The sequence below is a fragment of the Antrihabitans stalactiti genome (assembly GCF_012932915.1).
GTDB lineage: Bacteria > Actinomycetota > Actinomycetes > Mycobacteriales > Mycobacteriaceae > Antrihabitans > Antrihabitans stalactiti.
In genome coordinates this window covers 326,379-350,439 of record NZ_VCQU01000001.1, presented here as the reverse complement: position 1 = coordinate 350,439, position 24,061 = coordinate 326,379, and the positions used below count along the sequence as shown (strand labels likewise).

24 protein-coding genes are annotated in these 24,061 nt (G+C 63.7%); 17 read left to right on the top strand and 7 right to left on the bottom strand.

Annotated features, from left to right (window positions below):
• The first annotated feature begins 7 nt into the window (after positions 1-7).
• Genes FGL95_RS01760 through FGL95_RS01725 form a run of 8 tightly spaced genes read left to right on the top strand, consistent with a single transcriptional unit; the run spans position 8 to position 9,710 of the window.
• Positions 8-904 carry an alpha/beta hydrolase gene (locus FGL95_RS01760; protein ID WP_169584451.1) on the top strand — a complete coding sequence of 299 codons (897 nt, stop codon included), beginning with the start codon at positions 8-10 and terminating at the stop codon, positions 902-904.
• The gene (locus tag FGL95_RS01755; RefSeq protein WP_169584450.1) at positions 897-2,480 is read left to right on the top strand and encodes a succinic semialdehyde dehydrogenase; all 1,584 of its coding nucleotides are present in this window, start codon (positions 897-899) and stop codon (positions 2,478-2,480) included. Before FGL95_RS01760 ends, FGL95_RS01755 begins: the two co-directional genes overlap by 8 nt.
• Positions 2,477-4,204 carry a GMC oxidoreductase gene (locus FGL95_RS01750; RefSeq protein ID WP_169584449.1) on the top strand — a complete coding sequence of 576 codons (1,728 nt, stop codon included), beginning with the start codon at positions 2,477-2,479 and terminating at the stop codon, positions 4,202-4,204. Before FGL95_RS01755 ends, FGL95_RS01750 begins: the two co-directional genes overlap by 4 nt.
• A 2-nt stretch (positions 4,205-4,206) precedes the next feature.
• Positions 4,207-5,139 carry a short-chain dehydrogenase/reductase gene (locus tag FGL95_RS01745; protein WP_169584448.1) on the top strand — a complete coding sequence of 311 codons (933 nt, stop codon included), beginning with the start codon at positions 4,207-4,209 and terminating at the stop codon, positions 5,137-5,139.
• Entirely contained in the window at positions 5,136-6,500 is a 1,365-nt protein-coding gene (locus FGL95_RS01740; RefSeq protein WP_169584447.1) for a WS/DGAT/MGAT family O-acyltransferase, read from the top strand. The genes FGL95_RS01745 and FGL95_RS01740 overlap by 4 nt, the downstream gene beginning before the upstream one ends.
• On the top strand, positions 6,497-7,543 hold the full coding sequence (locus FGL95_RS01735; protein ID WP_169584446.1) for an acyl-CoA dehydrogenase family protein: 1,047 nt from the start codon (positions 6,497-6,499) through the stop codon (positions 7,541-7,543). Before FGL95_RS01740 ends, FGL95_RS01735 begins: the two co-directional genes overlap by 4 nt.
• Positions 7,543-8,904, top strand: coding sequence for an acyl-CoA dehydrogenase family protein (locus FGL95_RS01730; protein WP_169584445.1), 1,362 nt, complete (start codon positions 7,543-7,545; stop codon positions 8,902-8,904). The genes FGL95_RS01735 and FGL95_RS01730 overlap by 1 nt, the downstream gene beginning before the upstream one ends.
• Complete coding sequence (locus tag FGL95_RS01725) at positions 8,892-9,710, top strand: acetoacetate decarboxylase family protein (protein ID WP_169584444.1); 819 nt, start codon at positions 8,892-8,894, stop codon at positions 9,708-9,710. The genes FGL95_RS01730 and FGL95_RS01725 overlap by 13 nt, the downstream gene beginning before the upstream one ends.
• Positions 9,711-9,713: 3 nt before the next feature.
• On the opposite strand, the gene FGL95_RS01720 is transcribed toward FGL95_RS01725, so the two are convergent.
• The gene (locus FGL95_RS01720; protein WP_338079678.1) at positions 9,714-10,736 is read right to left on the bottom strand and encodes an AraC family transcriptional regulator; all 1,023 of its coding nucleotides are present in this window, start codon (positions 10,734-10,736) and stop codon (positions 9,714-9,716) included.
• 133 nt (positions 10,737-10,869) lie between these two features.
• Between FGL95_RS01720 and FGL95_RS01715 the strand changes: the two genes are divergently transcribed.
• Complete coding sequence (locus FGL95_RS01715; RefSeq protein WP_169584442.1) at positions 10,870-12,351, top strand: flavin-containing monooxygenase; 1,482 nt, start codon at positions 10,870-10,872, stop codon at positions 12,349-12,351.
• Positions 12,352-12,381: 30 nt separating this feature from the next.
• On the top strand, positions 12,382-13,209 hold the full coding sequence (locus FGL95_RS01710; protein WP_169584441.1) for a short-chain dehydrogenase/reductase: 828 nt from the start codon (positions 12,382-12,384) through the stop codon (positions 13,207-13,209).
• A 4-nt stretch (positions 13,210-13,213) separates the two neighbouring features.
• Here the strand turns inward: FGL95_RS01710 and FGL95_RS01705 are convergent, their stop codons facing one another.
• Complete coding sequence (locus FGL95_RS01705; RefSeq protein WP_169584440.1) at positions 13,214-14,200, bottom strand: cation diffusion facilitator family transporter; 987 nt, start codon at positions 14,198-14,200, stop codon at positions 13,214-13,216.
• A 41-nt stretch (positions 14,201-14,241) separates the two neighbouring features.
• Here FGL95_RS01705 and FGL95_RS01700 point away from each other — a divergent pair, with 41 nt between their 5' ends.
• Positions 14,242-14,877 carry a DUF1345 domain-containing protein gene (locus tag FGL95_RS01700; protein WP_206071376.1) on the top strand — a complete coding sequence of 212 codons (636 nt, stop codon included), beginning with the start codon at positions 14,242-14,244 and terminating at the stop codon, positions 14,875-14,877.
• A gap of 13 nt (positions 14,878-14,890) precedes the next feature.
• On the opposite strand, the gene FGL95_RS01695 is transcribed toward FGL95_RS01700, so the two are convergent.
• Positions 14,891-15,478: a TetR/AcrR family transcriptional regulator gene (locus tag FGL95_RS01695; RefSeq protein ID WP_169584439.1), complete on the bottom strand. Its 588-nt coding sequence runs from the start codon at positions 15,476-15,478 to the stop codon at positions 14,891-14,893.
• A gap of 149 nt (positions 15,479-15,627) precedes the next feature.
• Between FGL95_RS01695 and FGL95_RS01690 the strand changes: the two genes are divergently transcribed.
• From FGL95_RS01690 to FGL95_RS01670, 6 genes are all read left to right on the top strand, one after another.
• Positions 15,628-16,038, top strand: a complete 411-nt coding sequence (locus FGL95_RS01690; protein WP_338079677.1) for an STAS domain-containing protein — start codon at positions 15,628-15,630, stop codon at positions 16,036-16,038.
• A 39-nt stretch (positions 16,039-16,077) separates the two neighbouring features.
• Positions 16,078-16,200, top strand: a complete 123-nt coding sequence (locus FGL95_RS32700) for a hypothetical protein (RefSeq protein WP_277351725.1) — start codon at positions 16,078-16,080, stop codon at positions 16,198-16,200.
• A 162-nt stretch (positions 16,201-16,362) separates the two neighbouring features.
• Positions 16,363-17,085 carry an Abi-alpha family protein gene (locus FGL95_RS01685; RefSeq protein ID WP_169584438.1) on the top strand — a complete coding sequence of 241 codons (723 nt, stop codon included), beginning with the start codon at positions 16,363-16,365 and terminating at the stop codon, positions 17,083-17,085.
• Between the two features lie 43 nt (positions 17,086-17,128).
• Positions 17,129-18,553 carry a DUF445 domain-containing protein gene (locus FGL95_RS01680; protein ID WP_169584437.1) on the top strand — a complete coding sequence of 475 codons (1,425 nt, stop codon included), beginning with the start codon at positions 17,129-17,131 and terminating at the stop codon, positions 18,551-18,553.
• 109 nt (positions 18,554-18,662) lie between these two features.
• The gene (locus FGL95_RS01675; protein WP_169584436.1) at positions 18,663-19,280 is read left to right on the top strand and encodes a hypothetical protein; all 618 of its coding nucleotides are present in this window, start codon (positions 18,663-18,665) and stop codon (positions 19,278-19,280) included.
• A gap of 16 nt (positions 19,281-19,296) precedes the next feature.
• Positions 19,297-19,842: a type 1 glutamine amidotransferase domain-containing protein gene (locus FGL95_RS01670; RefSeq protein ID WP_169584435.1), complete on the top strand. Its 546-nt coding sequence runs from the start codon at positions 19,297-19,299 to the stop codon at positions 19,840-19,842.
• Here the strand turns inward: FGL95_RS01670 and FGL95_RS01665 are convergent, their stop codons facing one another.
• From FGL95_RS01665 to FGL95_RS01650, 4 genes are read right to left on the bottom strand one after another with little or no spacing between them, the layout of a single operon-like run.
• Positions 19,843-21,387 carry an AMP-binding protein gene (locus tag FGL95_RS01665; protein ID WP_169584434.1) on the bottom strand — a complete coding sequence of 515 codons (1,545 nt, stop codon included), beginning with the start codon at positions 21,385-21,387 and terminating at the stop codon, positions 19,843-19,845.
• A complete protein-coding gene (locus tag FGL95_RS01660; RefSeq protein WP_169584433.1) occupies positions 21,384-22,262 on the bottom strand; it encodes an SDR family NAD(P)-dependent oxidoreductase in 879 nt (292 codons plus the stop codon). The genes FGL95_RS01665 and FGL95_RS01660 overlap by 4 nt, the downstream gene beginning before the upstream one ends.
• Complete coding sequence (locus FGL95_RS01655; RefSeq protein ID WP_169584432.1) at positions 22,259-22,867, bottom strand: TetR/AcrR family transcriptional regulator; 609 nt, start codon at positions 22,865-22,867, stop codon at positions 22,259-22,261. The genes FGL95_RS01660 and FGL95_RS01655 overlap by 4 nt, the downstream gene beginning before the upstream one ends.
• Complete coding sequence (locus tag FGL95_RS01650; protein WP_169584431.1) at positions 22,864-23,958, bottom strand: lipase family protein; 1,095 nt, start codon at positions 23,956-23,958, stop codon at positions 22,864-22,866. Before FGL95_RS01650 ends, FGL95_RS01655 begins: the two co-directional genes overlap by 4 nt.
• Positions 23,959-24,061 lie beyond the last annotated feature (103 nt).

Here is a 24,061-nt window from a genome sequence, read left to right as displayed (position 1 = left end):
CTGGCAGATGGTGATTCCACTTCGCATCACGCGTGGCCTCATCCGTGCTGCGGTCCGCCCGACACTCGGCCCGACCGTGCCAGTCCGAAAGCAGCGCCGGATCCTCGACGTGCTCGCGCGAATCGCCGTGCTCCCGCGCGGGGTGCGCAGCAGCGAAGTCAGGTTGGGCGGCCGGAGCGCCGAGCGGATCGATGTACCGGGTTCGGATTCGGCGCGCGCAGTGCTGTTCCTGCACGGTGGCGGTTACACAGTCGGATCGGCGGCCACGCACCGCGCCCTTGCCGCGCATTTGGCCGCCGCGGCCGGTGCGCCGGTGTACATACTCGACTACCGACTCGCGCCTGAAGACCCGTTTCCAGCAGCCTTGGACGATGCCGTCGATGCGTACGACGCCCTCGTGGCCAGCGGCGTACCGCCGCAGCGACTTTCGATTGCTGGTGACTCGGCCGGTGGTGGGCTCGCCGTCGCGTTGGCCGTGCGCATTCGTGACACGCGCCGCACATTGCCTGCCGCAATCGCCTTGGTCTCGCCGTGGACGGACCTGACGCTTGCCAACGTCGTAGACGATCGCCGCGATCCGATGCTGACGGTCGGCTGGCTCCGGGCCTGTGCGATTCGGTACGCCGGCGCCGACCTCGCTGCCGCGGAGGTTTCCCCATTGAACGCGGACCTGAGCGGACTGCCTCCGCTGATCGTGCACGGTAGCGCCGACGAAATCCTCCTTCCCGATATCGAACGATTCGTCGTACGAGCGAGGGCCGCTGGGGTCGACGTCCGGTATCGCCGATTGGAGCGCATGTGGCATGTCGCGCACCTGCAGGCGGGATTGACGACAGCAGCAACGTCCGCGGTCACTGAACTCGGTGCCTTCCTTCGAGAAACTATGGAGAAAATCTATGTCTAGCAACGTAATTGGGATAAGTCGGCCAAGTCTGCCTACCTCGCTCACCGCCGCCCATGTGCGTCGGCTCACCGCTGGTGTCGTCGCTGCTGATCGTGAAACCACGGTCACTGGTCGTGCCCCGTACACAGGCGACCCCATGGCAGACCTCCCCGTGTCGTCGCCCGGAGACGTCTCGGCTGCGTTCGTCGCTGCCCGTCGGGCGCAAAAGCACTGGGCTGCAACGCCGGTCCGCGAGCGCGCACGGATCATGCTGCGCTTCCACGATCTGGTACTGGCGCGCCAAAATGAAGCACTAGACCTCATTCAGCTGGAGAACGGCAAGACACGTCGCGACGCGTTCCTCGAAGTTGTCGACATTGCGATGACCGCTCGCTACTACGCACGAACCGCGCGGAAGCTGCTCGGAGCGAAGCGGCGTGCGGGAGCGGTTCCGATACTGACCCGCACCAGGGAACTCCGGCATCCGAAGGGCGTCGTGGCGGTGATCTCGCCATGGAACTACCCGCTCAGTATGGCTGCGGGGGATACCATTCCAGCTCTGCTGGCCGGCAACGCAGTCGTGCAGAAACCCGACACCCAGACTGCGCTCACCGCGCTGTGGGCGCACTCGCTGCTGCGCGAGGCGGGATTGCCTGACGACGTCTGGCAGATCGTCATCGGATCGGGCGGCAGCATCGGAAAGCCCCTGATGGACAACGCAAACTTTGTGATGTTCACCGGTTCGACCAGCAGCGGACGACGAATCGCCAGTGCTGCAGGCGAGCGACTCATCGGCGCTTCGCTGGAACTCGGTGGCAAGAACGCGATGCTGGTGCTGGCAGACGCCGACCTCGACCGCGCAGCAGCCGGGGCAATCGATGCCTGCTTCCCATCCACCGGCCAATTGTGCGTCTCGATGGAGCGCATCTACGTGGACAAGTCCGTGCGCGACGAGTTCGTCGCGAAGTTCATTTCCCGGGTCGAGAACCTGAAGCTCGGTGCGGGCTACGACTACGGCTACGACGTCGGTTCATTGACCAACGAGGCCCAACTATCCACTGTTGCAACACATGTGCAGGACGCCGTCGAGCGTGGCGCGACCGTGCTTGCCGGCGGGCGTGCCCGTCCCGACCTCGGTCCGTTCTTCTACGAGCCGACCGTTCTCACCGACGTCACGCCGGATATGACCGTGTATCGAACGGAAACGTTCGGTCCCGTCGTCTCGGTCTACACCGTCGGCTCGGACGACGAAGCCGTCGCGATCGCAAACGACACCGTGTACGGACTGAACGCCAGTGTGTGGAGTCGCAGCCGGCGGGGCGACGCCGTCGCCAAGCGATTGCACGCGGGCACCGTCAACATCAACGAAGCATTCGCCGCGGCCTGGGGGAGTCTCGACTCGCCTATGGGCGGAATGGGCGACTCCGGCCTCGGCCGCCGCCACGGTGCCGACGGCCTCCTCAAATACACCGAAGCGCAGACCGTCGCGCGGCAACGTGTGCTCGGCTTCACCCCGCCTCGCGCAATCGCTTACCCGGTCTGGGCCAAAGGATTGACCGTGGCGCTCAAGGTACTGAAAGGAGTTGGGCACAAATGAGTTACGACTATGACGTGTTGGTCATCGGGTCCGGATTCGGAGGCTCGGTCTCGGCCCTGCGGCTGACCGAGAAAGGCTACAAGGTCGGTGTGCTCGAAGCCGGGCGCCGTTTCGAACCGGACAGCTATCCCAAGACGTCGTGGAACATACGTCGCTTCCTGTGGGCGCCGGCACTCGGCTGCTACGGCATTCAGCGGATCAACCTGCTCGACGACGCGGTCATCCTGTCCGCGGCGGGTGTCGGTGGCGGGTCGCTGGTGTACGCCAACACCTTGTACGAGCCGCTCGCACCGTTCTACGACGACCCCCAGTGGTCGCACATTGCGGACTGGCGCGCCGAACTCGCCCCCTACTACGACCAAGCTAAACGGATGCTCGGTGTCACCGAAAACCCCGTCGTGACACCGTCGGACGAAGTGATCATGGAAGTCGCCGAGGAAATGGGCGTCGGCGACACCTACCATCCGACACCGGTCGGCGTGTTCTTCGGCGGTCCGGACGTAGCGCCCGGTGCGAAGGTCGCGGACCCCTTCTTCGGTGGTGTAGGACCAGATCGCAACGCCTGCACCAACTGTGGATCGTGCATGACCGGCTGCCGCTTCAACGCGAAGAACACCCTGGACAAGAACTACCTCTACCTCGCCGAACAGGCTGGGGCCGAGGTGCATCCGCTGACGACCGTCACCGCCGTCCGGCCCCTGCCAGACGGCGGCTACGCGATCGATACCGTCCGCACCGGAAAGTCGGCGCAGCGCAAGAAGAATCGACGGATGTTCACCGCGCAGCAGGTGGTCTTCTCTGCAGGCACGTACCAAACCCAGAAGTTGTTGCACCGCATGCGCGACAGCGGCGACCTGCCGAACGTGTCCGAGCGGCTCGGGCTGCTGACGCGCACCAACTCCGAGTCGATCCTCGGTGCGAAATCGCGAAACCGCAAGTCGGACTACACCAAAGGTGTGGCGATCACGTCGTCGTTCCATCCAGACGAGCACACGCACATCGAGCCTGTCCGTTACGGCAAAGGCAGCAACGCGATGGGACTGCTGCAGACCTGGCTCACCGACGGTGACAAGAAGTATCCGCGCTGGGTCGGCTGGGTGCTCGAACTACTCAGGGATCCGCGCAACCTCACCTGGCTGTCGGTTCGACGCTGGTCGGAGAAGACGGTCATTTTGCTGGTCATGCAGACGCTCGACAACTCGATCACCGTGTCCGGCAGAAAGACCCGGTTCGGTCGATACAAGCTCGAGTCCAAGCAAGGGCACGGCGCGCCGAACCCGACCTGGATACCCTCGGGCAACGACGCCGCGCGGCGGATCGCGAAGCGCATCGACGGCCGAGCAGGCGGGACAGTCGGCGAGATCGCCAACATTCCGATGACAGCTCATTTCATCGGCGGCTGCGCGATCGGCGACAGCCCCGAAACGGGTGTCATCGATCCATGGCAGCGCGTCTTCGGCCACGAGGGCCTCCATATCGCCGACGGCTCGACCATCTCGGCCAACCTCGGCGTGAACCCGTCGCTGACGATCACCGCCCAAGCGGAGCGAGCGATGTCGTTCTGGCCGAACAAGGGATCCGACGATGAACGCCCGGCGCTCGGGTCGAAGTACCGACCCGTGAAGGCGGTTTCGCCGACGCGGCCGGCGGTGCCCGTCCACGCCTCCGCAGCGTTGCGGTTGCCCTTGTTTGTCTTGCATGAATCAGCGAAAGAACTTGTCTAGTAATGAATATCATCGAAGTTGTTCGGTCCGCGCGCGGTGTGCTCGGCGGACTCGCGCAGCAGATTCCCGTGGTGGGTGCCGCGGCACAGCGTGATCGCATCGACCTGGATGGCAAGGTCGTCTTCATCACCGGCGCCGCCCGTGGCATCGGTGCCGAAATCGCGCGACAGGCATATGCAAAGGGTGCCTACGTCAGCCTCGTCGGACGGACGATGGCACCGCTGGAAGAATTGGCAGCGCAATTGGGCAGCCGCGCAGCGGCATTCAATGCCGACGTGTCGGATTTCGAAGCGTTGGAGAAAGCAGCCGCGGCGACAATTGCGCAGTTCGGCGGAATCGACGTGGTGGTAGCGAATGCCGGGATTGCGCCCCCTCCCGACACGTTGCTCACGATCGATCCGAAAGAGTTCGAACGTGGCATCGACATCGACCTGATGGGCCAATGGCGCACCATTCGCGCGACATTGCCCGCAGTAGTCGAGAACCACGGCCACGTCGTCGTTGTCTCGTCGATCTACGCCTTCTTCAACGGCGCCCTCAATTCGCCTTATGCCGCAAGCAAAGCCGCAATCGAACAACTCACGAGAGCATTGCGGGTCGAACTTGCCCCGCACGGCGCGACCGCGGGCGTCGCCTATCCCGGATTCGTCAAAACCGACATGGCTGATTCGACGTTTGCGATCGATCACGTCGACGAGGCACGAAAGGCGTTGCCAGGCTTCGTCACCGATCCCATCCCGGTCGAGCAGATCGGCTCCGCAATCATCGGTGGCATCGAACGCCGATCGGCCAAGGTTGCCTCACCCTGGTGGGTTCTCCCGATGCTGCAAGCGCGCGGGGTCGTCACCACGGTCATGGACGAGTTCATGATCCACAACGCAGGTTTGTCCAAAGCGATTCTGCGTGCCGAAGCCACACATCGGGACCCGTCATGACCGGAAAGAAGTCGATGTCGATCGCTGACGCGTTCTGGACCTGGGTCGACTCTCCCGACACTCCGATGCAGGTCGCTTCGCTGATGATTTTTCGCCCGGCGGAACCCGCAGTCGAGTTCGCCCGCAGGCTCGTCGCGGCATGGAGTGCCTATCCTGCGACCAGTCGGCCGTTCAACTACCTGACCCATCCGCGGCCGGTGCCGCTGCCGGGGACACGCGAGGTCATCACTGATGTCGACATCGACTATCACCTTCGCCACTCCGCGCTGCACAGTCCGGGCGGTCAACGCGAACTCGGCGTCCTCGTCTCGCGCTTGCACTCGGCGCCGCTGGACCCACGTCGGCCGCTGTGGGAGATGCATGTCATCGAAGGGCTGGAAGACAATCGAATCGCGGTGTACCTGAAGGCACACCATTCCTTGTTCGATGGCGTCGCAGGCATTCGGCTGCTGGCCGAAACCTTTACCACCGCACCGACCGCAGAGTTTCCGCCGCCGCCATGGGCGCGCGAGCTACCGAAGCGGTCGCCGCGGCGAACTGTCGGTCGAAGCCTCGGCCAACGGGTGATCGACGCGGTCAAAGTGCCACGAGCGTTGAGCACGTTCGCACTCGGCGCAGTTCGACGCAACGATCCGCTGGTCGGACCCTTCCAGGCGCCGCCGTCGGCGTTGAACGCTGCAATCGGACCCCAACGCCGCATCTCGACCGCGGTGCTGGACCTCGGGGAAATCCGCGCATTGGCCAGGAGCAGCGCCACTACTGTCAACGACATCGTGCTCGCCTTGTGCTCGACCGCGTTACGCCGATATCTGGCTGACCTCGGAGAACTGCCCGATGTGCCGTTGACTGCGATGTGCCCGGTGTCGGTCCGCGCGGCGGGCGACGACGACGGCAACGCGGTCAGTCTCATCCTCGCCGATCTCGCGACGAACGAGCAGGATCCGCTCGAGCGGCTCGCCGCAATCAGTGCCTCGACGACGGCCGGCAAGAATCACCTGCAGTCGTTGGACGCAGGCGTGCTGAGCGACTACGCGATCCTGGCCGGCGCACCTTGGCTGGCGAAGCAGATCGTGCCGGGGGCCTCGGCGGTCCGCCCGATGTTCAACCTGGTGATCTCGAACGTCCCAGGTCCACGGACCGCGCTGTATGCGGGCGACGCTCGGATGGAGGAGTTCTACCCGATGTCGTTGCTGTCCAAGAACGAGGCACTGAATATCACCATTCTGTCCTACGACGGGAAATTGAACTTCGGCTTCACCGCCTGCCGCGACGTACTCCCGCACGTCCAGGATGTCGCCGTCTACACCGTCGAAGCGCTCGACGAACTGGCCGAAGCGATCGGTGAAGGAGCCCTGACATGAGTTCTACGCGGTTCAGTGTCGACGTGGTGGCACCGCTCGTCGAGCGTCACGAAAAGACGCTCACCGCAGACGATTTGACGCGTGTGATGGATGAAGCCGGTCACATCGGATTGCTGGCGAGCGACACGGGCGACGGGTTGTGGGGGTCGTCCGGCTCGTTCGAATCCACGGTAGACACGCTCCGATCGGTGGCCGCTGTCAACGGGGGAGTGGCGTTCGGGCTTCATCGGCAGGCGCTCGGGACCTGGTTGCGGGCGCGGCTCGGGCTGGCGGATACGAACGTGGCGACCGCGGTATCGCTGCTCGGCCACTACGGGATGGGCAGACATGCGCTACCCAGACTGCTCGGCGGTCGCGAGTTGGACGACACCGATTCGGCATTGTTGACCGATTACTTCGATCTCGCTGCGCATTCACGCGTTGTGGTGGGCAGCGTCTGGAAGTCGTTGTTGGCGGCGGGATTCGACGGCGAGAACATCGTGTGGCACGTCGTCGATCGCCATGATTGCACTGTCGAGACACGCCGACACAGCCATGGTTTCGACGAGTTGGAGACCGCGACGGTGAGTTGCGCGGGCGCGGCGGTTGCAGCGACCGACACGGCGGCGTATGTCGAGGCTCTCTACCTCGATCATCTCGGAATGACTGCGATCGCAGCGGGACTGGTCGATCACAGCCTCTCGCTTGCGCGCGCGTATGCGCGTGTTCGCCGCCAAGGCGGAAAGACGATCGAGGAGTTTCCCGCCGTCGCGCAGATGTTGGGGAACATCTCGTCCACGGCGCGGTCGGCCCGTCACTATCTCGCCGGCTTCGCAGCGAAAAGGCCAGGGGCAGAGCCGTTCGCAGAGTTGTGCGGCGTGCGTTCGACGTTTCACCTTGCCTGCTGCGTAGCGACGAACAACGGCATGCAAGTGCTGGGTGGTCGCGGTTATATGCAGGACGAAGGACTGGAGAAATTGGTGCGAGACGCCAATGCGCTGCGGCTGCTCGGGGGTACGCCGGTGGAGTTGTCGATGTTCGTTGCGGAATGGGAGCGTGCGTGATGAGTGCCGGAATTGCATTGGACGGTTTCGTTGCGCCCTCGGACCCGTTGTCGCCGCGGACAGCGTTCGCCGGGCTGAACCCAGTGTCACGACGGATCGTCGGCTATGACCCGAAGACGCTGTGGGAGCGCGACACCGCCAGGTTGCCGCGGTCGCTCGCGTCGTTGCGAGAGCGTGCGCGTGAGTTCGCCGATCTCGTACTGGTGCCGGTGTCCCTCGAGTTGGACGTCACTCCGCAACCGCCGCTCACGCAATGGAATCCGCTCTTGCGCCAGGCCATCGTCGCGGCCGGGCGAGAGGGGTTCATGACCGACATGGTCTTGCCGCGACCGTTCGGCACCGCCATTGTGTCGGCCGGGCATCATCCCGTCTGGGCGCTTGCGGTGAAAGTCGAGGAGTTCGCCCGCGGGTGCGGCGGGCTCATGTTGAGCCTGATGGTGCCCGCGCTCGGGCAGTGTCCCTTGCTGTTCTCCGGTGATCCCATGGCAATCCGGCGGTTCATTCTTCCTGCGTTCCGTGAGATCAAATCCGGTGAGCCGCATCCATTCTCGTTTGCGATCACCGAACCGACCGCCGGGTCGGACGTCGAAGAGGGTCATGGCGCCGAACAGTACGAGCCGGGAATGGTCGCGTCGCGCGTCCCCGGCGGCTGGCGGCTCAACGGTCGCAAGCGGTTCATCGGCGGCGGCGATCTGTCGAAGACGATTTGTGTGTTCGCCGCATTGGAGGGCGAGGGAATGGCGTCGTGGACCTGCTTTGTCGTCCAACCGCCCACGCCGGGGTTCACGCCCCTGCGAAAAGAGCACAAGATGGGCATGCGCGCCTCGGGCACTGCCGAATTCGAGCTCGATAATGTGTTCGTTCCCGAAGCCAACGTTGTCGGCGGACTCCGTCAGGGTTGGGCACTCAACCGGGCCACCTTGAACGTATCGCGCATTCCAGTTGCCGCCATGGGCGTCGGCTTTGCGCGAGCGGCGATGGAGGCCGCGCTCGAGTTCGCCTGCAGCACCACTCTGGCAGGTAAGCCTTTGGTGAACTACCAAGAAGTTCAGTTGCAACTCGCCGACATGGTCGCTGAGACGGCCGCGATTCGCGGCATGGTGTGGGACCAGGCGCGGACCTTCATACCCACGCAGGCGGCCGCTTCGATGACGAAGCTGTACTGCACCGACCGTGCGCTGAATGTGTGCAACACAGCAATGGATCTGATCGGCAATCACAGCCTGCTGCACGCGAATCGTGCCGAGAAAGCATTCCGCGACGCACGGCTACCCATAATTTTCGAAGGAACGAACCAGATCAACCGCCTCGCGGTGATCGAGGATATTCAGGAAGAGGTATTGGCGAAATGTCGACCATAGTCCCCGCTCGCTATGCGACCGAACCGTTTTTCGCGGTACCGACCAAGACAGTGCAGACATCGGCAGGCGATGTCGACCTGCCGATTCTGTACTACGACAACTCGAACGTCTTCGCGCTCTTCGCCGCTGACCCAAGCGCCGTGGCGGACAAGCTCGCCGGGACCGGCATGCGGCCTGCACTTCATGTCGGCAAGAAGCCCGTCGTCGCTGTCGCGCTCTACGAGTACCGGGAAACGTCGATCGGTCCGTACAACGAAGTCGGCGTCGGGATACTCGTCTACCCGGAGGGGACGAAGAAGCGGCCACCGCTCCTCGGTTGGACGCAACTGCTGCGAAGCCCAGATCGGCGTGAACAAGGGGCGTACATTCTCGATCTGCCGGTTACCACCGAGGCGGCGTTCGCCGCCGGATCCGAGATCTGGGGATATCCGAAGTTTGTTGCGCCGATCAGTTTCGATCTCGGCGGTGGACGGTTCTCGAGCATCACCGAGGATCCGAGCGACGGCTCGACGATCATGGAGCTTTCGGGGCGAGCGCGACCGGTCTTCCCGACTCCGCCCATGCCGCTGGTGCTGTATTCACAGCACCACGGGAATGTGCTCAGGACCAATGTCGACCTTCGAAACGGCATGTCAGCCCACCTGCCGGGTGGGCTGACGCTGCGGGTCGGTGAGTCTCGCCATCGTATGGCGAACAACCTGCGTGACCTCGGGCTGGACGGTGCGCGGCCGGTTGCCGTCGCGTCGACGAATCAGTTCCAGTCCCGGTTGAACGCAGGCGTTCCGTTCCGCGCTGCGTCGGCGTAACGGTCAGCGGCGCGCGGGTAATCGGGCGTTTCGGTAGGCACGGGGTCCCATGCCGTTCCAGCGGCGAAACGCCTGGGAGAAGCTGGACAGTTCGACGTAGCCGAGCCGCTGGGCGGTTTCGGCGACGGTCAGCCTGCCGGAGACGAGCATCTCTTCGGCCAGCCGCTGCCGAACCTCGTCGAGAAGGTCGCGAAACGAGGTCCCTTCGGCCCCGAGCCGGTGCCGCAACGTCCGGGAGCTCATGTTCAACTCGTGGGCGACTTGCTCGGCGCTCGGCGGCGCGGCAGGGTTCGCGAGTAGGAGGTCGCGGACCCGCCCGGCCAGGCCCGCACGTTCGTTTCGCTGCTGCAGCATGTCGCGGCATTGCGCTTGTGCCAATGCCGCTGTGTGCTCGTTTGCTTGCGGTAGCGGCAGATCCAACAGGGCTGGCGGCAACGCGAGGATGTTCTCCTGTGCGCCGAATTCCGGTGTGACACCGAATGTTTCGATATACGGACCGACGTCGTCGGGCGCTGGATAGATGAAGCTGGCCCGCTCGACGGGGGTCGGTGCGGCGAACAGTTCCCGCTCGAGTAACCGAATCGCGGACGCATCGCGTTCGACGGCGAACCGCTGCAGCGGGACGGGAATGCCCGGCGTATCGAGGACGAACTGAAACTCGCCGTTCTGTTCACGGGTGTGGATGTGCGTGAATGCAAAGGTGAGGTCGAGGTAGCGAAGCCCGACGTCGATCGCGCTGCGCAACGTGGGGGAGCTGATCAGTGCGAATCCCCAGATTCCGTACGTCGTGAGGTGATACCGGTTGCCTGCTTCGACGCCGAGCCCGGCTCGGTTCCCGAGGGCATCGAGCAGGTTCGCAATGACCAGTTGTTCGTCGCGTCCAGTGACCTCCGCGTTGGGTTGCTGGAGTCGGTCCGCGCGAATCCCGGTCCCGCGCAGGCACACCTGGGCGGGCACGTCGTGATCGGCGGCGAGGCGGAGAAGCACCAAAATGCTCGTCGGCGTTCGCGGAAGGTCCCAGTCCACGGTCATCAGCCTAGAAGCGAGCGACCAATGTCGTTGCCGAATCTAGTAACTCTTCGGCCGCGAACCATGGCTGGTCGGCCGGTCGCCGCGCGGATCATTAAGTCCACACCACAAACACGGAAAGGGCGAGAACATGGCACACACCCCATCGGTTGCAATCATCGGAACGGGCTTCGGTGGCCTCGGCATGGCGATCCACCTGAAGAAGGCCGGCTACACCGACATCACGATCTTCGAGAAGGCCGGCGATGTCGGTGGCTGCTGGCGGGACAACACCTACCCCGGCGCGGCGTGTGACGTGCCCTCGCACGTGTATTCGTTCTCGTTCGAGGAGAAGACCGACTGGTCACGGCGGTTCGCGCCGCAGCCGGAGATCCTGCAGTACTTGCGCGACACGGCAACCAAATACGACGTCCGCCGCCACATTCGGTTCAACACCGAGGTGGTGGAGGCAGCATTCGACGAGGGTGCAGGCAGCTGGCACATCACGCTGGCGGACGGCAGCACGCACGACGCCGATGTGCTCGTCGCAGCGACTGGACAGCTGAATCGTCCTGCCTACCCACGCATTCCGGGAATGGACACCTTTGCAGGCGAATTGTTCCACTCGGCCCGCTGGAACCACGACTACGACCTTCGCGGCAAGCGCGTCGCGGTCATCGGCACTGGTGCGTCCGCGATCCAGTTCGTACCGCAGATCGCCAAGAACGTGGCAAGTCTCGAGCTGTTCCAGCGCGACGCGGCCCATGTGATCCCGAAGCCGGACTACGCCTATCACCCGATCGCACGCAAAGCGTTTGCCGCTGTGCCCGGGCTGCAACGCCTTTCACGCTGGGCGACCTACTGCCAGCTGGAACCGCGCGCGGCGGGGTTCACCACGTTCCCGCAGCTGATGGCACCGTACGCGGCACGATTCCGGCGTTACCTGCGCGACGAAGTCACCGACGTCACCCTGCGCGAGAAGCTCACGCCGAAGGATCCGATGGGCTGCAAGCGAATTCTGATCTCGAACGACTACTACCGTGCCATGGTCCGCGACAATGTCGATGTGGTCACGTCAGGCATCACGGAGGTTCGAGCTAACGGCATCGTCACCGCCGATGGCGCGTTCCACGAGGTCGACGCGATCATTCTCGGCACAGGCTTCCAGGCCACCGAGTTGCTGGCTCCGATGCACATCACCGGTCGCGACGGTGTCGTCTTGCGCGACGAGTGGCGCGAGGGCGCGCAAGCGTACCTGGGCATGAGTGTTGCGAAGTTCCCGAATCTGTTCGTGCTCTACGGTCCGAACACCAACCTCAGCCACAGCTCGATCGTGTTCATGCTCGAGTCGCAGATTGGCTACGTCATCCAGGCCGTGCGGCGCCTTGCGAAGGGTGACGTGTCCTGGATCGACGTCCGTGAGGGTGTCCAGGACGCATTCAATACCAAGCTGCAGGAACGCATCCGAGCATCGGTATGGAGTCAGGGCTGCAGCAGCTGGTACAAGACCGCGTCCGGCACGAACCCGATCAGCTGGCCCGGCTTCACGTTCGAGTACCGCCAGCGGACACGGAAGCTCGACGAGTCCGACTACCACCTCGCACCCGCGCGCGTGCCTGTCACAGTCGTCTGAACATTCGAAAATCACCGAAAGCGAGTCGTGATGCAGTCGTTTCCCGTCGCCGGAAAATCCGTTCTTGTCACCGGCGCAGCACGCGGAATAGGTGCAGAAATCGCGCGCCGGCTTCATTCTGAGGGCGCCAGAGTGAGTCTCGTCGGGCTAGAGCCGGAACTCCTGGCGGCCTTGGCCGACGAACTCGGCGAGCGGGCACGATTCTCGACAGCAGACGTCACCGACGCAGCGGCGCTCGAAGCTGCCGTTCGCGACACGGTCGAGGAGTTCGGGGGCATCGACATCGTGATCGCGAACGCAGGAATCGCGCCACCGACCACGTCTGTATCGACCATCGCCGTCGCCGACTTCGAGCGGACCGTCGACGTCAATCTCTACGGCGTCTGGCGCACAGTGAAATTCGCGCTGCCCCACGTCATCGAGTCTCGGGGACACATCGTGCTGGTGTCCTCGATCTACAGCTTCTTCAACGGTGCGCTCAACGCGTCTTACGCGGTGAGCAAGGCAGGCGTAGAGCAGCTCGGGCGCGCAATGCGAGTCGAATTGGCACAGCACGGGGTCACCGTCGGAGTTGCGTATTTCGGCTTCATCGGCACCGACATGGTCGAGACCGCATTTGCCAGGCCGAGTGCTGCATTGTTGCGCAAGGCATTTCCCGCCTTTCTCACCCGACCGGCCCCGCTCGGCACAGCGACGGCGGCGCTCCTGCGCGGAATAGAACATCGCTCGCCGCGGATCATCACACCGGGCTGGGTCAGGCTCGCACTCGTACTGCGCGGGCCGCTCGGTGGGCTGGACAGAATCTTGGCCGCGGACCGTCGTGTGCGCGCGGCGGTGGAAGTGGCGGAGTCGGCGTAGCGGCTCACCGATACCAGGCAGGCAGGGGAGTGGGACGCAGGTCGGTTGGATCGCCCGGTCGGGTGAGAGTGAGGACCGCTCGCTCGATTTCCGGCCGCTCGTGGACGGCATTGGCGATGGCGGCGAGGCGCGCGGCCACGTCGGACTCCGGCGCATCCCCGACCAGGTCGACCGCAGCGACCAGGAAGATCCTGTCGGCGCCGACCCACTCCATGTGCAGAAAGCTGACCCGTTCGATCTCATGGTGGTCGAGGAGTGCGGCAAGGACGACGTTGCGCGCGAGCGGAGTGACCGCCTCGCCGGTGAGGAAGTCCATGTTGCGTCTGATGAGGAACACCGCGACACAGCCGAGCAGCAGACCGACAACGATCGAACCGACCGCGTCCCACGCAGCATTTCCCGTGAGTTGGTGCGCCAGGATGCAGGACGCCGCGACGCCGATGCCGATGAGCGCGGACAGGTCCTCCGCGAAGACCGCGCGCAACATCGGATTCGAGGTCACCCGGACGTAGCGCAGTGGGTGGATTCGCCGCTTCACCGCGCCGGACCGTGCCTCCCGCAAAGCTTGCAGGAACGAAGTGCCCTCCAGCACAAAGGAAACCGCGAGCACGGCGTACGCCCACCCGTACGACGACCCTTCTTCGCTACCGTCGGCCAGCGACTGGATTCCATGCCAGATCGAGACCGCCGCGCCGACCGTGAACAGCCCGAAGGCAGCGAACATCGACCAGATGTAGCCCACGCGTCCGTAGCCGAGTCGGTGTTCGGTGTCGGCAGGCTGCGCGGCCTTCCTGGTGCCGATGAGCAGGAACACCTCGTTGCCCGTGTCCGCCCAGGAGTGCGCGGACTCGGCAGTCATCGACGCGGACCCGGTGACGACAGCCGCGACGGTCTTCGCGACGGCGATCAGAAGGTTCGCGCTGAACGCGAGGATGACGGTCAGGCGGCTCTCGTCATTCGAGGACGATGTATTTTCCGGAGACGTGCTCATGTGAGAAAGCTAGTCTGCCTGCACACATTACAGTCGTAACGATGACGACCATGCTGCCGAGATCGGCGATCGCACGCCTCGCCGGTGCGGTGATCGGGGGAGCAGCGACCGGCGTAGGAGTCGGCTCGTGGACGAATGCCATCGTGGGAGCCCTCGCCGGCATCGCCACGGCCGGAGGGATTTTCGTCGTCGCCGGATGGCTTGTGTTGTGGCCGATGGATGCCGAGAGCACTCGCCGCAACGCCGGGCGAGAGGATTTCAAGCCTCGTGTCGACGAATTGGTGGTTGTCGTCGCGGCTTTGGGCGGACTCATCGGTGTCGTCCTGTTGCTGCTGTCGGGCAAAAACGGAGACAGTCGCGCCGCGGCCGGTATTGCGGTCGCCGCAGTGGCGTTGTCGTGGGCCGGCGTGCATCTGATGTACGCCGCGCGATACGCCTATCTCTACTACTCGGACACTCCTGGCGGAATCGACTTCAACTCCAGCGATCCACCGGCCTACCGTGACTTCTTCTACTTCAGCTACAACCTCGGCATGACCTATCAGGTGTCGGATACGTCCGTCTCGAACACGATGATCCGCTCGGTCGCGTTACGGCATTGCCTACTGTCCTACGCCTTCGGCACCGTCATCCTTGCCACCACGCTCAACCTGGTCGTCGGCATCGTGACCGGTTGAGACCGGGAGCCGGTTACCGGTGCTGTTCGATGAGCGTTCGGCCCATTGCTTGGGCGCGCTTGGCGGCATCGAGATCGCCCGCGGTCGCCGAAATGATCGACCCCTTCATCAGGATGTGCCACGACTGCGCGAACTCTTCGGTGTGGCGTAGGCCTGCCTGAACAGCTAGCTCGCGCACCATGTTTCGAATGTTTTCCAAGTGAGCGATGCTTGCCCGGCCTGCCGGGTGGTCTGCGCCCATCTCCAACAGAACGTTGATGAAGGAGCAGCCTTCGAAATTGTCGGAGTAGCGAAACCACTCGTCGAAGACGTCGAAGATGGCCAGCAGTTGCGCCTCGGGCTCGTCTGCCAGTTCCTGGGACCGGGCATTGATCAGTCCGTAGGTCCACAGCTGTTCGCGGCGCTCGAGAAACGCAACGACAAGATCGTCTTTGCTGCGGAAGTGGCGATACAGCGTGGCCTTGGCGACGCCGGCGACAGCGATGATCTCGTCCGTCCCGACGTCGCGGATTCCGCGCCGGGAGAACAAATCGTAGGCACAGGAGAGGATCCGCTCGCGAGCCGTCGGTTGTGCAGGCGCTTGCACCACAGCTGCCTCCATGTGCAAGATCGTATACTAGACAGACCGGTCTGGCTAGGATATCCTTGACGCGGAGCCGCAGGCCTACTGCTTTCGCAGTGTGGCGTGAGCCCGGTGATTTATTGAGTGATCGCCGTTATGGAGTAATCACTCGCGCCCGGAGGTTCACTGTGTCCTCAGATTTCCGCCAGCCCGACAACACCGTCGAGACCTCTTTGATGATGGTCGACGGGGTGACCGTACTCGCGGTTGCCGGCTCGCTGGATCTACTCACCATGGCAGAGTTTCAAGACGCGGTCGATTCGGCACTCGACACCGAACCCGTAGCGCTGATCATCGACCTGACCGAGGTGGAGTTCCTGGCGTCGGCAGGGATGTCCGTATTGATCTCCGCTAGTCGCGGGGCAGCCCACATCCCATTCGCCGTTGTCGCGGACGGTCCGGCGACCAGCCGCCCGATTCGGTTGACGGCACTCGACACCGTCTTCTCGCTGACCGCCACGCGCGAGGAGGCAGTGCGCAACTGCACGCCCCGCCCGAGCGACATCGCGGCCGTCGATCCAGCCCAGGTCCATCAGTGACCACGTTTGGTGGCAACCGCCGGCGGGTACCTGTTGCACATGCCTGACGACCCGATAATTTGGCCCGAGCCCAGCTCGTTGCACGACTGGTGGGCGCGAATTATGTTCGACGGCAACGACGTCGAGACCGCAGACGACGCGGAGCGGCAGCCGAGCCGCTAGCTCGCCTCTTGTCGAGTACCGGTTGAACGATCTCAGCCGAGGCGTCGATCCCAGGCGCAGTAATCGAATCGTATTCATCTGCAGTTTGATTCACCGGGGTCGAGCCGCGCTTCAAGCTACGCTCAGGAGGGCTAGAAAGAGCGGCAAAGAAAGGCCTCCGCAATGACGCGTGACGGTGAATCCAAGTCGGTTCGGGGATCGCTGGGCAACGTGGCTCGTGCAGGTGTCTGGAAGGCGATCGACCTGCTCGGCGACCGACCGTCGACCGAAAAGTCGGCCGAGTCGAAAGGGGAATCGACCCCGGTCGAAGACAAACACGACGCAGACCTTCGCGCTTACGGCGCCAGGCTTATCGCAATGTCACAAAAGCCGGATTACGAAGCGGGCGGACGGCATCCCGCGTTCACACATATCCTCGACCAGTTGCATCCGGACGAGGCTCGAATCGTGCGCTTCCTTGGCAAGGCCGGCGTGCAACCGGCCATCGATATTCGGACCAAGACGCTGTTCCAGATCGGCTCCGAGCGCCTTGCCGCAGGCATCAACCTGATCGCGGAGATGTCCAGTTGCCGCTGGCCGGACCGCGATCAGCACTACCTCGTCAATCTCGAACGGCTCGGAATCGTCAGGTTCTCGACCGAGCCGGTCGAGGATTTCCGAAGGTACTCGCTACTCGAGGTACAGCCGCGCGCGATGGCGGCGATCGAGAGCGTGAAGTCCGCCATCAGCATCTATCGCAGCATCGAATTGTCGGAGTTCGGCAGGCAGTTCTGCGACGCGTGTTTCGACATGACCGGATACACGGCGGGCGGGTGGGACAAACACGAACGCGGCGACAGGACGATCGGGTCCGGACCTCCGAAGCCGAAGTTGCACAAGCACTGATCTCTGTCCGAGCATCCACCGATGAGAGATATCGAGAATTGACATGGCCACTATTGCTGCCGGGCTGTTCCTCAATTGGGAAGAATTGACGGGGCAGTCGAAATTCGTCGTCGACCTCGTCAGCATCCCGATTTTCAGTGCTTTCGCGGGTCTCATCACCAACTGGACCGGCGTGATCATGTTGTTCGCTCCCGTTCATTTCACCGGGTTCTACGTCCCCGGTCTGAAAAGGATATTTCCTTTCCTGCCAAGGAAATTGCAGATCCTTCCGACGTTCGCACCGAATGGAATTCTCGGATTCCAGGGATTCATTCCCTGTCGTGCCGAGAAGATGTCGAGTCTGATCGTCGACAAATCGATCTATCGCATCGGCGGGATCGGAGATTTCTACAACGAGCTCGACCCGGACAGTCTCGCCGAAACCATCGCCAACGCCGCCCGTCCCGATATCCGTCGGTTGACCACCGAGGTCATCGAAAAGCAGCACCCGCAGTTGTGGAGCACGCTGCCGTATCCGGTCAAGGAACAGGTGATGCGGACGGTCGACGACGATCTGCCAGCGCTGTCGAAACGCGCATTCAAGAAGATCGGCGAGAACATCGATCAGCTCCTGGATGTGAAGTTGATGACCGTCAACTACCTACGCAAGCGGCCCGACGTCCTCGTCTCGATCATCAAGGGCATGGCCGTTCCCGAGCTTCGGTTCATGGTCCGCATCGGGTTGCTCGGCGCGCCGCTCGGCGTCATCCTCGCGCTGTGGCTGTCGTTGCTGCACTACAGCAGCGACCACGTCAAGCACGCTCACGAACTCGATCCGAGCGCGGCGTACATCGAATTGCCCGGCATCCTGAATTCGATTCTCCACTTCCTACCCAGCTGGTTATGGGTGCTTGTCGGCGCCGCGATCATCGGCATCATCGTCAACATCATCGCGATCAAGGTGGTGTTCGAACCTGGCGAACCACAGCCGCGCTACAAGTATTTGTGGAAGCAAGGGTTGTTCGCGCAACGGCAGCACGAGGCGTCCGCAGAACTTGCGCAGATGCTGTCCGTCGAGGTGTTGACGGTCACGAATTTCACCGACGAACTGCTGAACGGCGCGGGCGCGGACAAGACGCGGGCCTACGTCGAGGAAGCGGTCGCCGAGGAGGCTGAGCGGATACTCGGGCCGTTCATGGTGATGGCACGCAATTCCTTCGGTTTCGTCGATGTCGAGGGCCTGGAGCGGGGTGCCGGGTTGGCAGTCGTCGATTTCGCTCCAGCGGTGCTGTACAGCCCAGAGTTGAATGCGGACAAGGCGAAAGCCATCGATACCTTCGCCACCGCGAAATTCCGTGAACTGCCGCCCGACGACTTCGGTGAAATGCTCTTCTCGGCGATCGAACAGGACGCCTGGCTGCTCTATGCCCACGGTGGCTTACTCGGAATCCTCGTTGGCGCAGTGCACATCTTGATCTTCGGAGCGTGAACCAACCCTCGTGAGTCTTTTAGGAGTCCCTGGACTCCTAAAAGACTCACGAGGGTCGGTGGTGGTGGTGCAAGGTTTCGACCTTGTCCAGTTCGGGTATTTACCGGTGATGACGGCTTTATCTCATGCGGACTTCGCGGCGAACCTGCTTGCCGCCGCAGCGTCGGCAGACCGTGTGGCGCAGGTGATTACACGGTTCGTGGACGAACCCATCGAGATAGGGCCGATTGCTATCGGTCCAGGTGGCGTCTGCACTGCGTCTGCGGTCGGCACCCCGTCGAAGGTGGTCGTCGCGCCGTTCAACGACGCAGGCTGGGATTACCTCGTCGCGGCGCCCGTCGCAATGGAGGTCTCGGTTCGAATCGCGGGCAGAGAGTTGGCATACGCCATAGACATCGTCGTGCATGCGCGCATCCGGCTGGTGCTCGAAGCGCCGTGCACAGTCCTCGTCGACGTCGATGGCGTCGAGTCATCGGACGTCACCGTGAACATCGATCCACGCGGGGTCTCGTCGCGATTGCTCGGTTGGCTCGGCAATGTCGGGTCCGTCGTGGAAGATCGCGTCGTCGCCTACTTGAACGATCTGTTCGAGAGCCCGGCGATGCACGCAGTTCGGCGAATCGACGTGGCGGAAATGATCGATCGCGCGTGGCTGAACGGCGCAGTGTTCGCGGCAGAAAGTCGCGACCCCGCACAGCTGGCCGATGTTGTGGCACGAGCAGGATGACTGGAGAGGTTTTCGAATGGATACGTTGAAGGGACGTCGTGTTGCGATTCTCGCGACCGACGGCGTCGAGCAAGTGGAGCTCACCGACCCTCGCTCCGCTGTCGAGGACGCCGGGGCCACAACGCAACTCGTCTCTCTCGAAGCCGGCGAGATTCAGGCGATGAACCATGATGTCGAGATCGCAGACAAGTTCACAGTCGATCGAGTTGTCAGTGACGTATCGGTCGCCGATTTCGACGCGCTCATTCTCCCCGGCGGAACAACCAACCCTGACAAGCTGCGGCAAGACAGCGCGGCGGTCCAGTTCGTCAAGGACTTCGTGAACGCTGGGAAGCCGGTCGGCGTCATCTGCCATGGCCCATGGACCCTCGTCGAGGCCGACGTCGTCCGCGGGCGCACCTTGACGTCGTACCCGAGCGTGCGAACCGACATCCGCAATGCCGGCGGAACGGTCGTCGACGAAGAGGTGGTGACGGACAACGGTCTCGTGTCGAGCCGCAACCCCCGCGACCTCCCCGCGTTCTGCAAGAAGATCGTCGAGGAGTTCGCCGAGAAGCAGTGATCAGATCAGCTCGCGCCTGAGAATCTTCCCTGACGGGTTGCGGGGGATCTCCGACACCACGTGGATGTCTCGAGGCTGTTCGAAACGAGAGACGTTCGCCTTCAAGTAGGTTCGGAGAGTGTCGACGTTGCCGCCGCGGAGTACGACGAACGCTGCGAGTCGCTGCCCGTACTGCTCATCGGGTACGCCGACCACCGCGTTGTCGGCAACATCAGGATGGCGAGCCAGCGCGTTCTCCACGGCTTGGGGGTAGACGTTCTCGCCGCCGGAAATGATCATGTCGTCCTCGCGGCCGACGATGAAGAGCCGCCCCGCATGGTCCAGATAGCCCATGTCGCCGGTGCTCATCAGGTTCGCGACGATCGCCTTCGCGCCACCGGTGGTGTAGCCGTCGAAGGTCATGCCACCGCCGACGAAGATGCGCCCCACGACGTTTGCGGCAACCGGACGGCCCGCAGTATCGAGAATCCGAACCGGCGCTCCCGCAACAGGTTTGCCGACAGTACCCGGTGCGGCACGCAGATCGGCAGGGACCGCGAAGGTGCCGATTCCGACTTCCGACGACCCGTAGCCGTTGTAGAGAATGTCGCCGAACGCGTCCATGAAGTCGCGCGCCAGAGTGGGGTCGAGCGGCGCGGCGCCGGAGATCACCACACGCAGTGACCGCACCGGGTTGCGGGCACGGACGTCCTCGGGCAGGTCGAGGATGCGGCGCAGCATGATCGGAACGACCGCGACCGCGTCGGCCCGCTGGATCGACGCCTGGGCGAGCGCTGCCTCGGCATCGAACCGTCGGCGAAGTATCAGCGTGGCGCCCAGGGTCGCTCCGAGCATGACGATCGCGAAGCCGAAGGCATGAAACAGCGGAACCGCGATCACGATGCGCCCGCCTGCTCGCAGCCGGGTCCGTTCGAGGATCGACCCGGCGATACCCAAGATCGGGCTCACTTTTGGCGACCTGGGCACGCCTTTCGGTGTGCCGGTCGTTCCCGACGTCAGCACGATGATTCGGCCGGCGTGGGACGGGTGGTTGCGGGGCCGGCGTCGGGTGACTCGCTGATCGCCGACCGGCGTCGCACCGGCGGCGCGCAGGGTCTCGTCGTACTCGTCGTCGCAGACGATGATCCTGATCCGATGTGCGGCAATAGTTTTCGCCAGCACGTCGGCGCTGAAATCGGTGTTCAGGAGCACGACGTCCGCGCCTATCGCGCTGGCCGCGAATACACCGTGCAGGAAGCGTCGTCCGTTGCGGCACAGCACACCGACGGCGTCGCCCGGTCCGAGGCCGTAGTCGACGGACAAGGTGGCAGCGAGGGATTCGGTGCTCGTGTAAAGCTCGCCGTAGGTGGCGGCTCCCTCGTCGTCGATCACTGCCGTGCGGTTCGGCCACCGTGCCGCGGCGATGCCGAGAACGGTCGCGGGGTTGGAACCGTGGCGCCGCAGTGTTTTCGCGACGCGGTACATCGCACGTGGGGCAACCGGCTTCAGCAGCCCGGTCCGGGCGAGTGCAGGCACCGTGGTCGCGGCGACATCGAGGGCGATCATCGGCCGGCTCCTGTCGCGCTGGCGGTGTCCGTCGAGAACTGGTACATCAGGCGCATCGCAACTTCGAGCGGTCCGCGGGCGACAGCGGAACCGACCTCGGCCGGCCACACCCACCACGGTTCGACGTCGCGCGGGCGTTCGACGATTGCTTTGACCACGATGTCGGCCGCGTCGTCCGGATGCAGGCCGGGCAGCTTGCGCATGATGGGAGTCGGCGCGCTCATCCGTGTGTAGATCAGTGCCATATACAACGAGCTGACAGCGATGCCGTCTGTGCGCAATTCCGGACTCACGCTGCGCAACCACGTGTCGAATGCACCCTTCGACGCCTGGTAGGCACCCCAACGCGGACCTGGGGCAATTCGCACGCCGACAGTCGATACATTGATGATGTGGCCGCCGCCGTTGTCACGCATCGGCGGAATCAGGGCTAGCAGCAACCGAATCGGTCCGAGGTAGTTGATATCGATCGTCCGCTGGAAATCCTGTGGGCGGTCGTACTGCAGCTCGAGCGAGCGGCGAATCGACTTGCCCGCGTTGTTCACGATGATGTCGAGCGCACCGTGTTCCTCCGTGATCAGCTTCGCCAACTCGGCGACGGCGACCTCGTCCGTCAGGTCCGCCGCGTAGGTCATGGCGTGTCCGCCTGCAGCGTTGATCGACGCGGCAACGTCGTCGAGTTTCGATGCGGTCCGCGCAACCAGGAGGACGGTTGCGCCTGCCGCGCCGAGCTTACGTGCGGTCGATTCGCCGAGGCCGAACGATGCGCCGGTCACGAGCACGGTTTTGCCGCTGACGGCGCGGCGTAGCGCGTCGGGGTCCGACAATCGTGGTGGGTTGACGACGCGATCGAGTAGTCGGTTGGCGAGATTCATTCTGATTTCCCTTCGGGTGCGAGACCCCGCGCGAAAGTCCGTGCGGTGAATCGGACGGCTTCGTCCCAGGTATGTTGGTGCAGTTGGTGCCGGACGCCGGTGAAGTGGTCGCAGAGTCCGACGATGGACGACCACATGACGGTCAATGCGAGGTCGGCCTCCGCAACGCCGGTTCGTTCGACGATCACGCGGAACGCGGCGAGCAGCCTGCCTGCGGACTGCACGAGACGGTCACGAACCGAGGTGTCGAGCTCGTTGTTCCCTAGCATCGCGACGAGGTCGACGTCTTTGCCGAACTCGGTGTAGACCTCGCGGTACGCCGAGGCCACGTGGACGAAGAGGTCTTCGGCGTTCGTTGTGGTGTCCAGTGCCGGGGCGAGTTCGCTCAGCATGGCGTCGAGCCGGTCGGCGTACATCGCAGCGAACAAAGCCTCCTTGTTCGGAAAGTACGTGTAGACGGTGCCGAGCGCGATGCCGGCGCCGCGGGCGACTTCTCGCATCTGAAGCGCCGCAAGGCCTTTGGAGAGCAACAGGGTCCGTCCGGCGCGCAGGATATCGTGTCGGCGGGTTTCGCGGTCGCCCCAACGGGTTCGCGTCGTCGTCATCGCCGCCCGGCCTGTACGAGATGGCGTGCCAGGAAGGCGAACGCAGCGGGAGCAAACGAGATTCCGCCCGTGATGTGTTCACGGATCGGCATTGTTCGCAGGTGCACATCAGCGCCGCCATCCCGCCACTCGCGGAACAGGTTTCGGGCCTGCGAGTAGGGGATGACCTGGTCGTGAGTCCCGGCCCCGATCAGCACCGGCGCCTTCGGCGCGATCGATCCGAGCCGGTTGTCCTGCAGGCGTGCGAGTACCTCCGGGATTTCGTAGGGCGACTGCGTGACGTGGTCCAAGAGCCGTTTCGAGGACATGGCTGCGCCGAGTGGGACTGCCCGAGAAATGTGAGTTCTGCCGAATCGTGCGACGGCTCGATGCCCGCGGCGGTTGAGGTATTGATAGACGTCGATCTCGGGGTAGGCGGCGTTGAGTCCGAAGATGCCGTAGATGAGTAGGAACGCGAACAGCGAACCGTCGAGTGCCGAAATCATGGCTTCGAGGTCCGCGGGCGCCGCGCCGACGGCGCCGGCCACGATCGGAAGGTCCGGCGCATAGGTCGGCTGCAGTTGCAGGGCCCAGCCTGCAGCGTTGCCGCCTTCCGAGTAGCCGAAGATCGCCAGCGGTCCGTCGGGGTCGAGTTGGGCTTCGGTGAGTTGCCTGGCTGCGCGCATGCAGTCCAGCACCGCCGGGCCCAGTGCCCGGCCGATGACGTATGGATGGTCACCTGGTGTGCCGAGGCCGGGATAGTCGGTCAGCGCGATGGCCCAGCCTCGTCGCAGCGCACTCGCGATGACGCTGGCCTCGTATTCGATCCCCAGCGCGATTTGCCGGGAGGGCGCGCTGTATTTCGACAGTCCCTGAGTGCCGATGCCGTATCCGATCAGGGGGCGGGGGCCCGCATATGGGGTCGGTGGCACGAGAACCATGCCGGTGACTGTCGTCGGTCGCCCAGTCGCCGTCGTGGACGAGTAGCGAATCTTCCACGCGCGGGCGGGCATTCGGACCCGGGGGACCAGGTATGCCTTCATCCGTTCGGCCGTGATCAGGTGGCCGGGTCGATGGGCGCCCGACGTCGGTGCATACGACTCGGCGGTCATCCCTGCACCACGGTGTGCAATATGAACATGGTTCAGAATGTACACGAGGGCAGCACGGCCGTCGAGTGTCGGTGGCGTGACCACCCGCCCTCGTGAGTCTTTT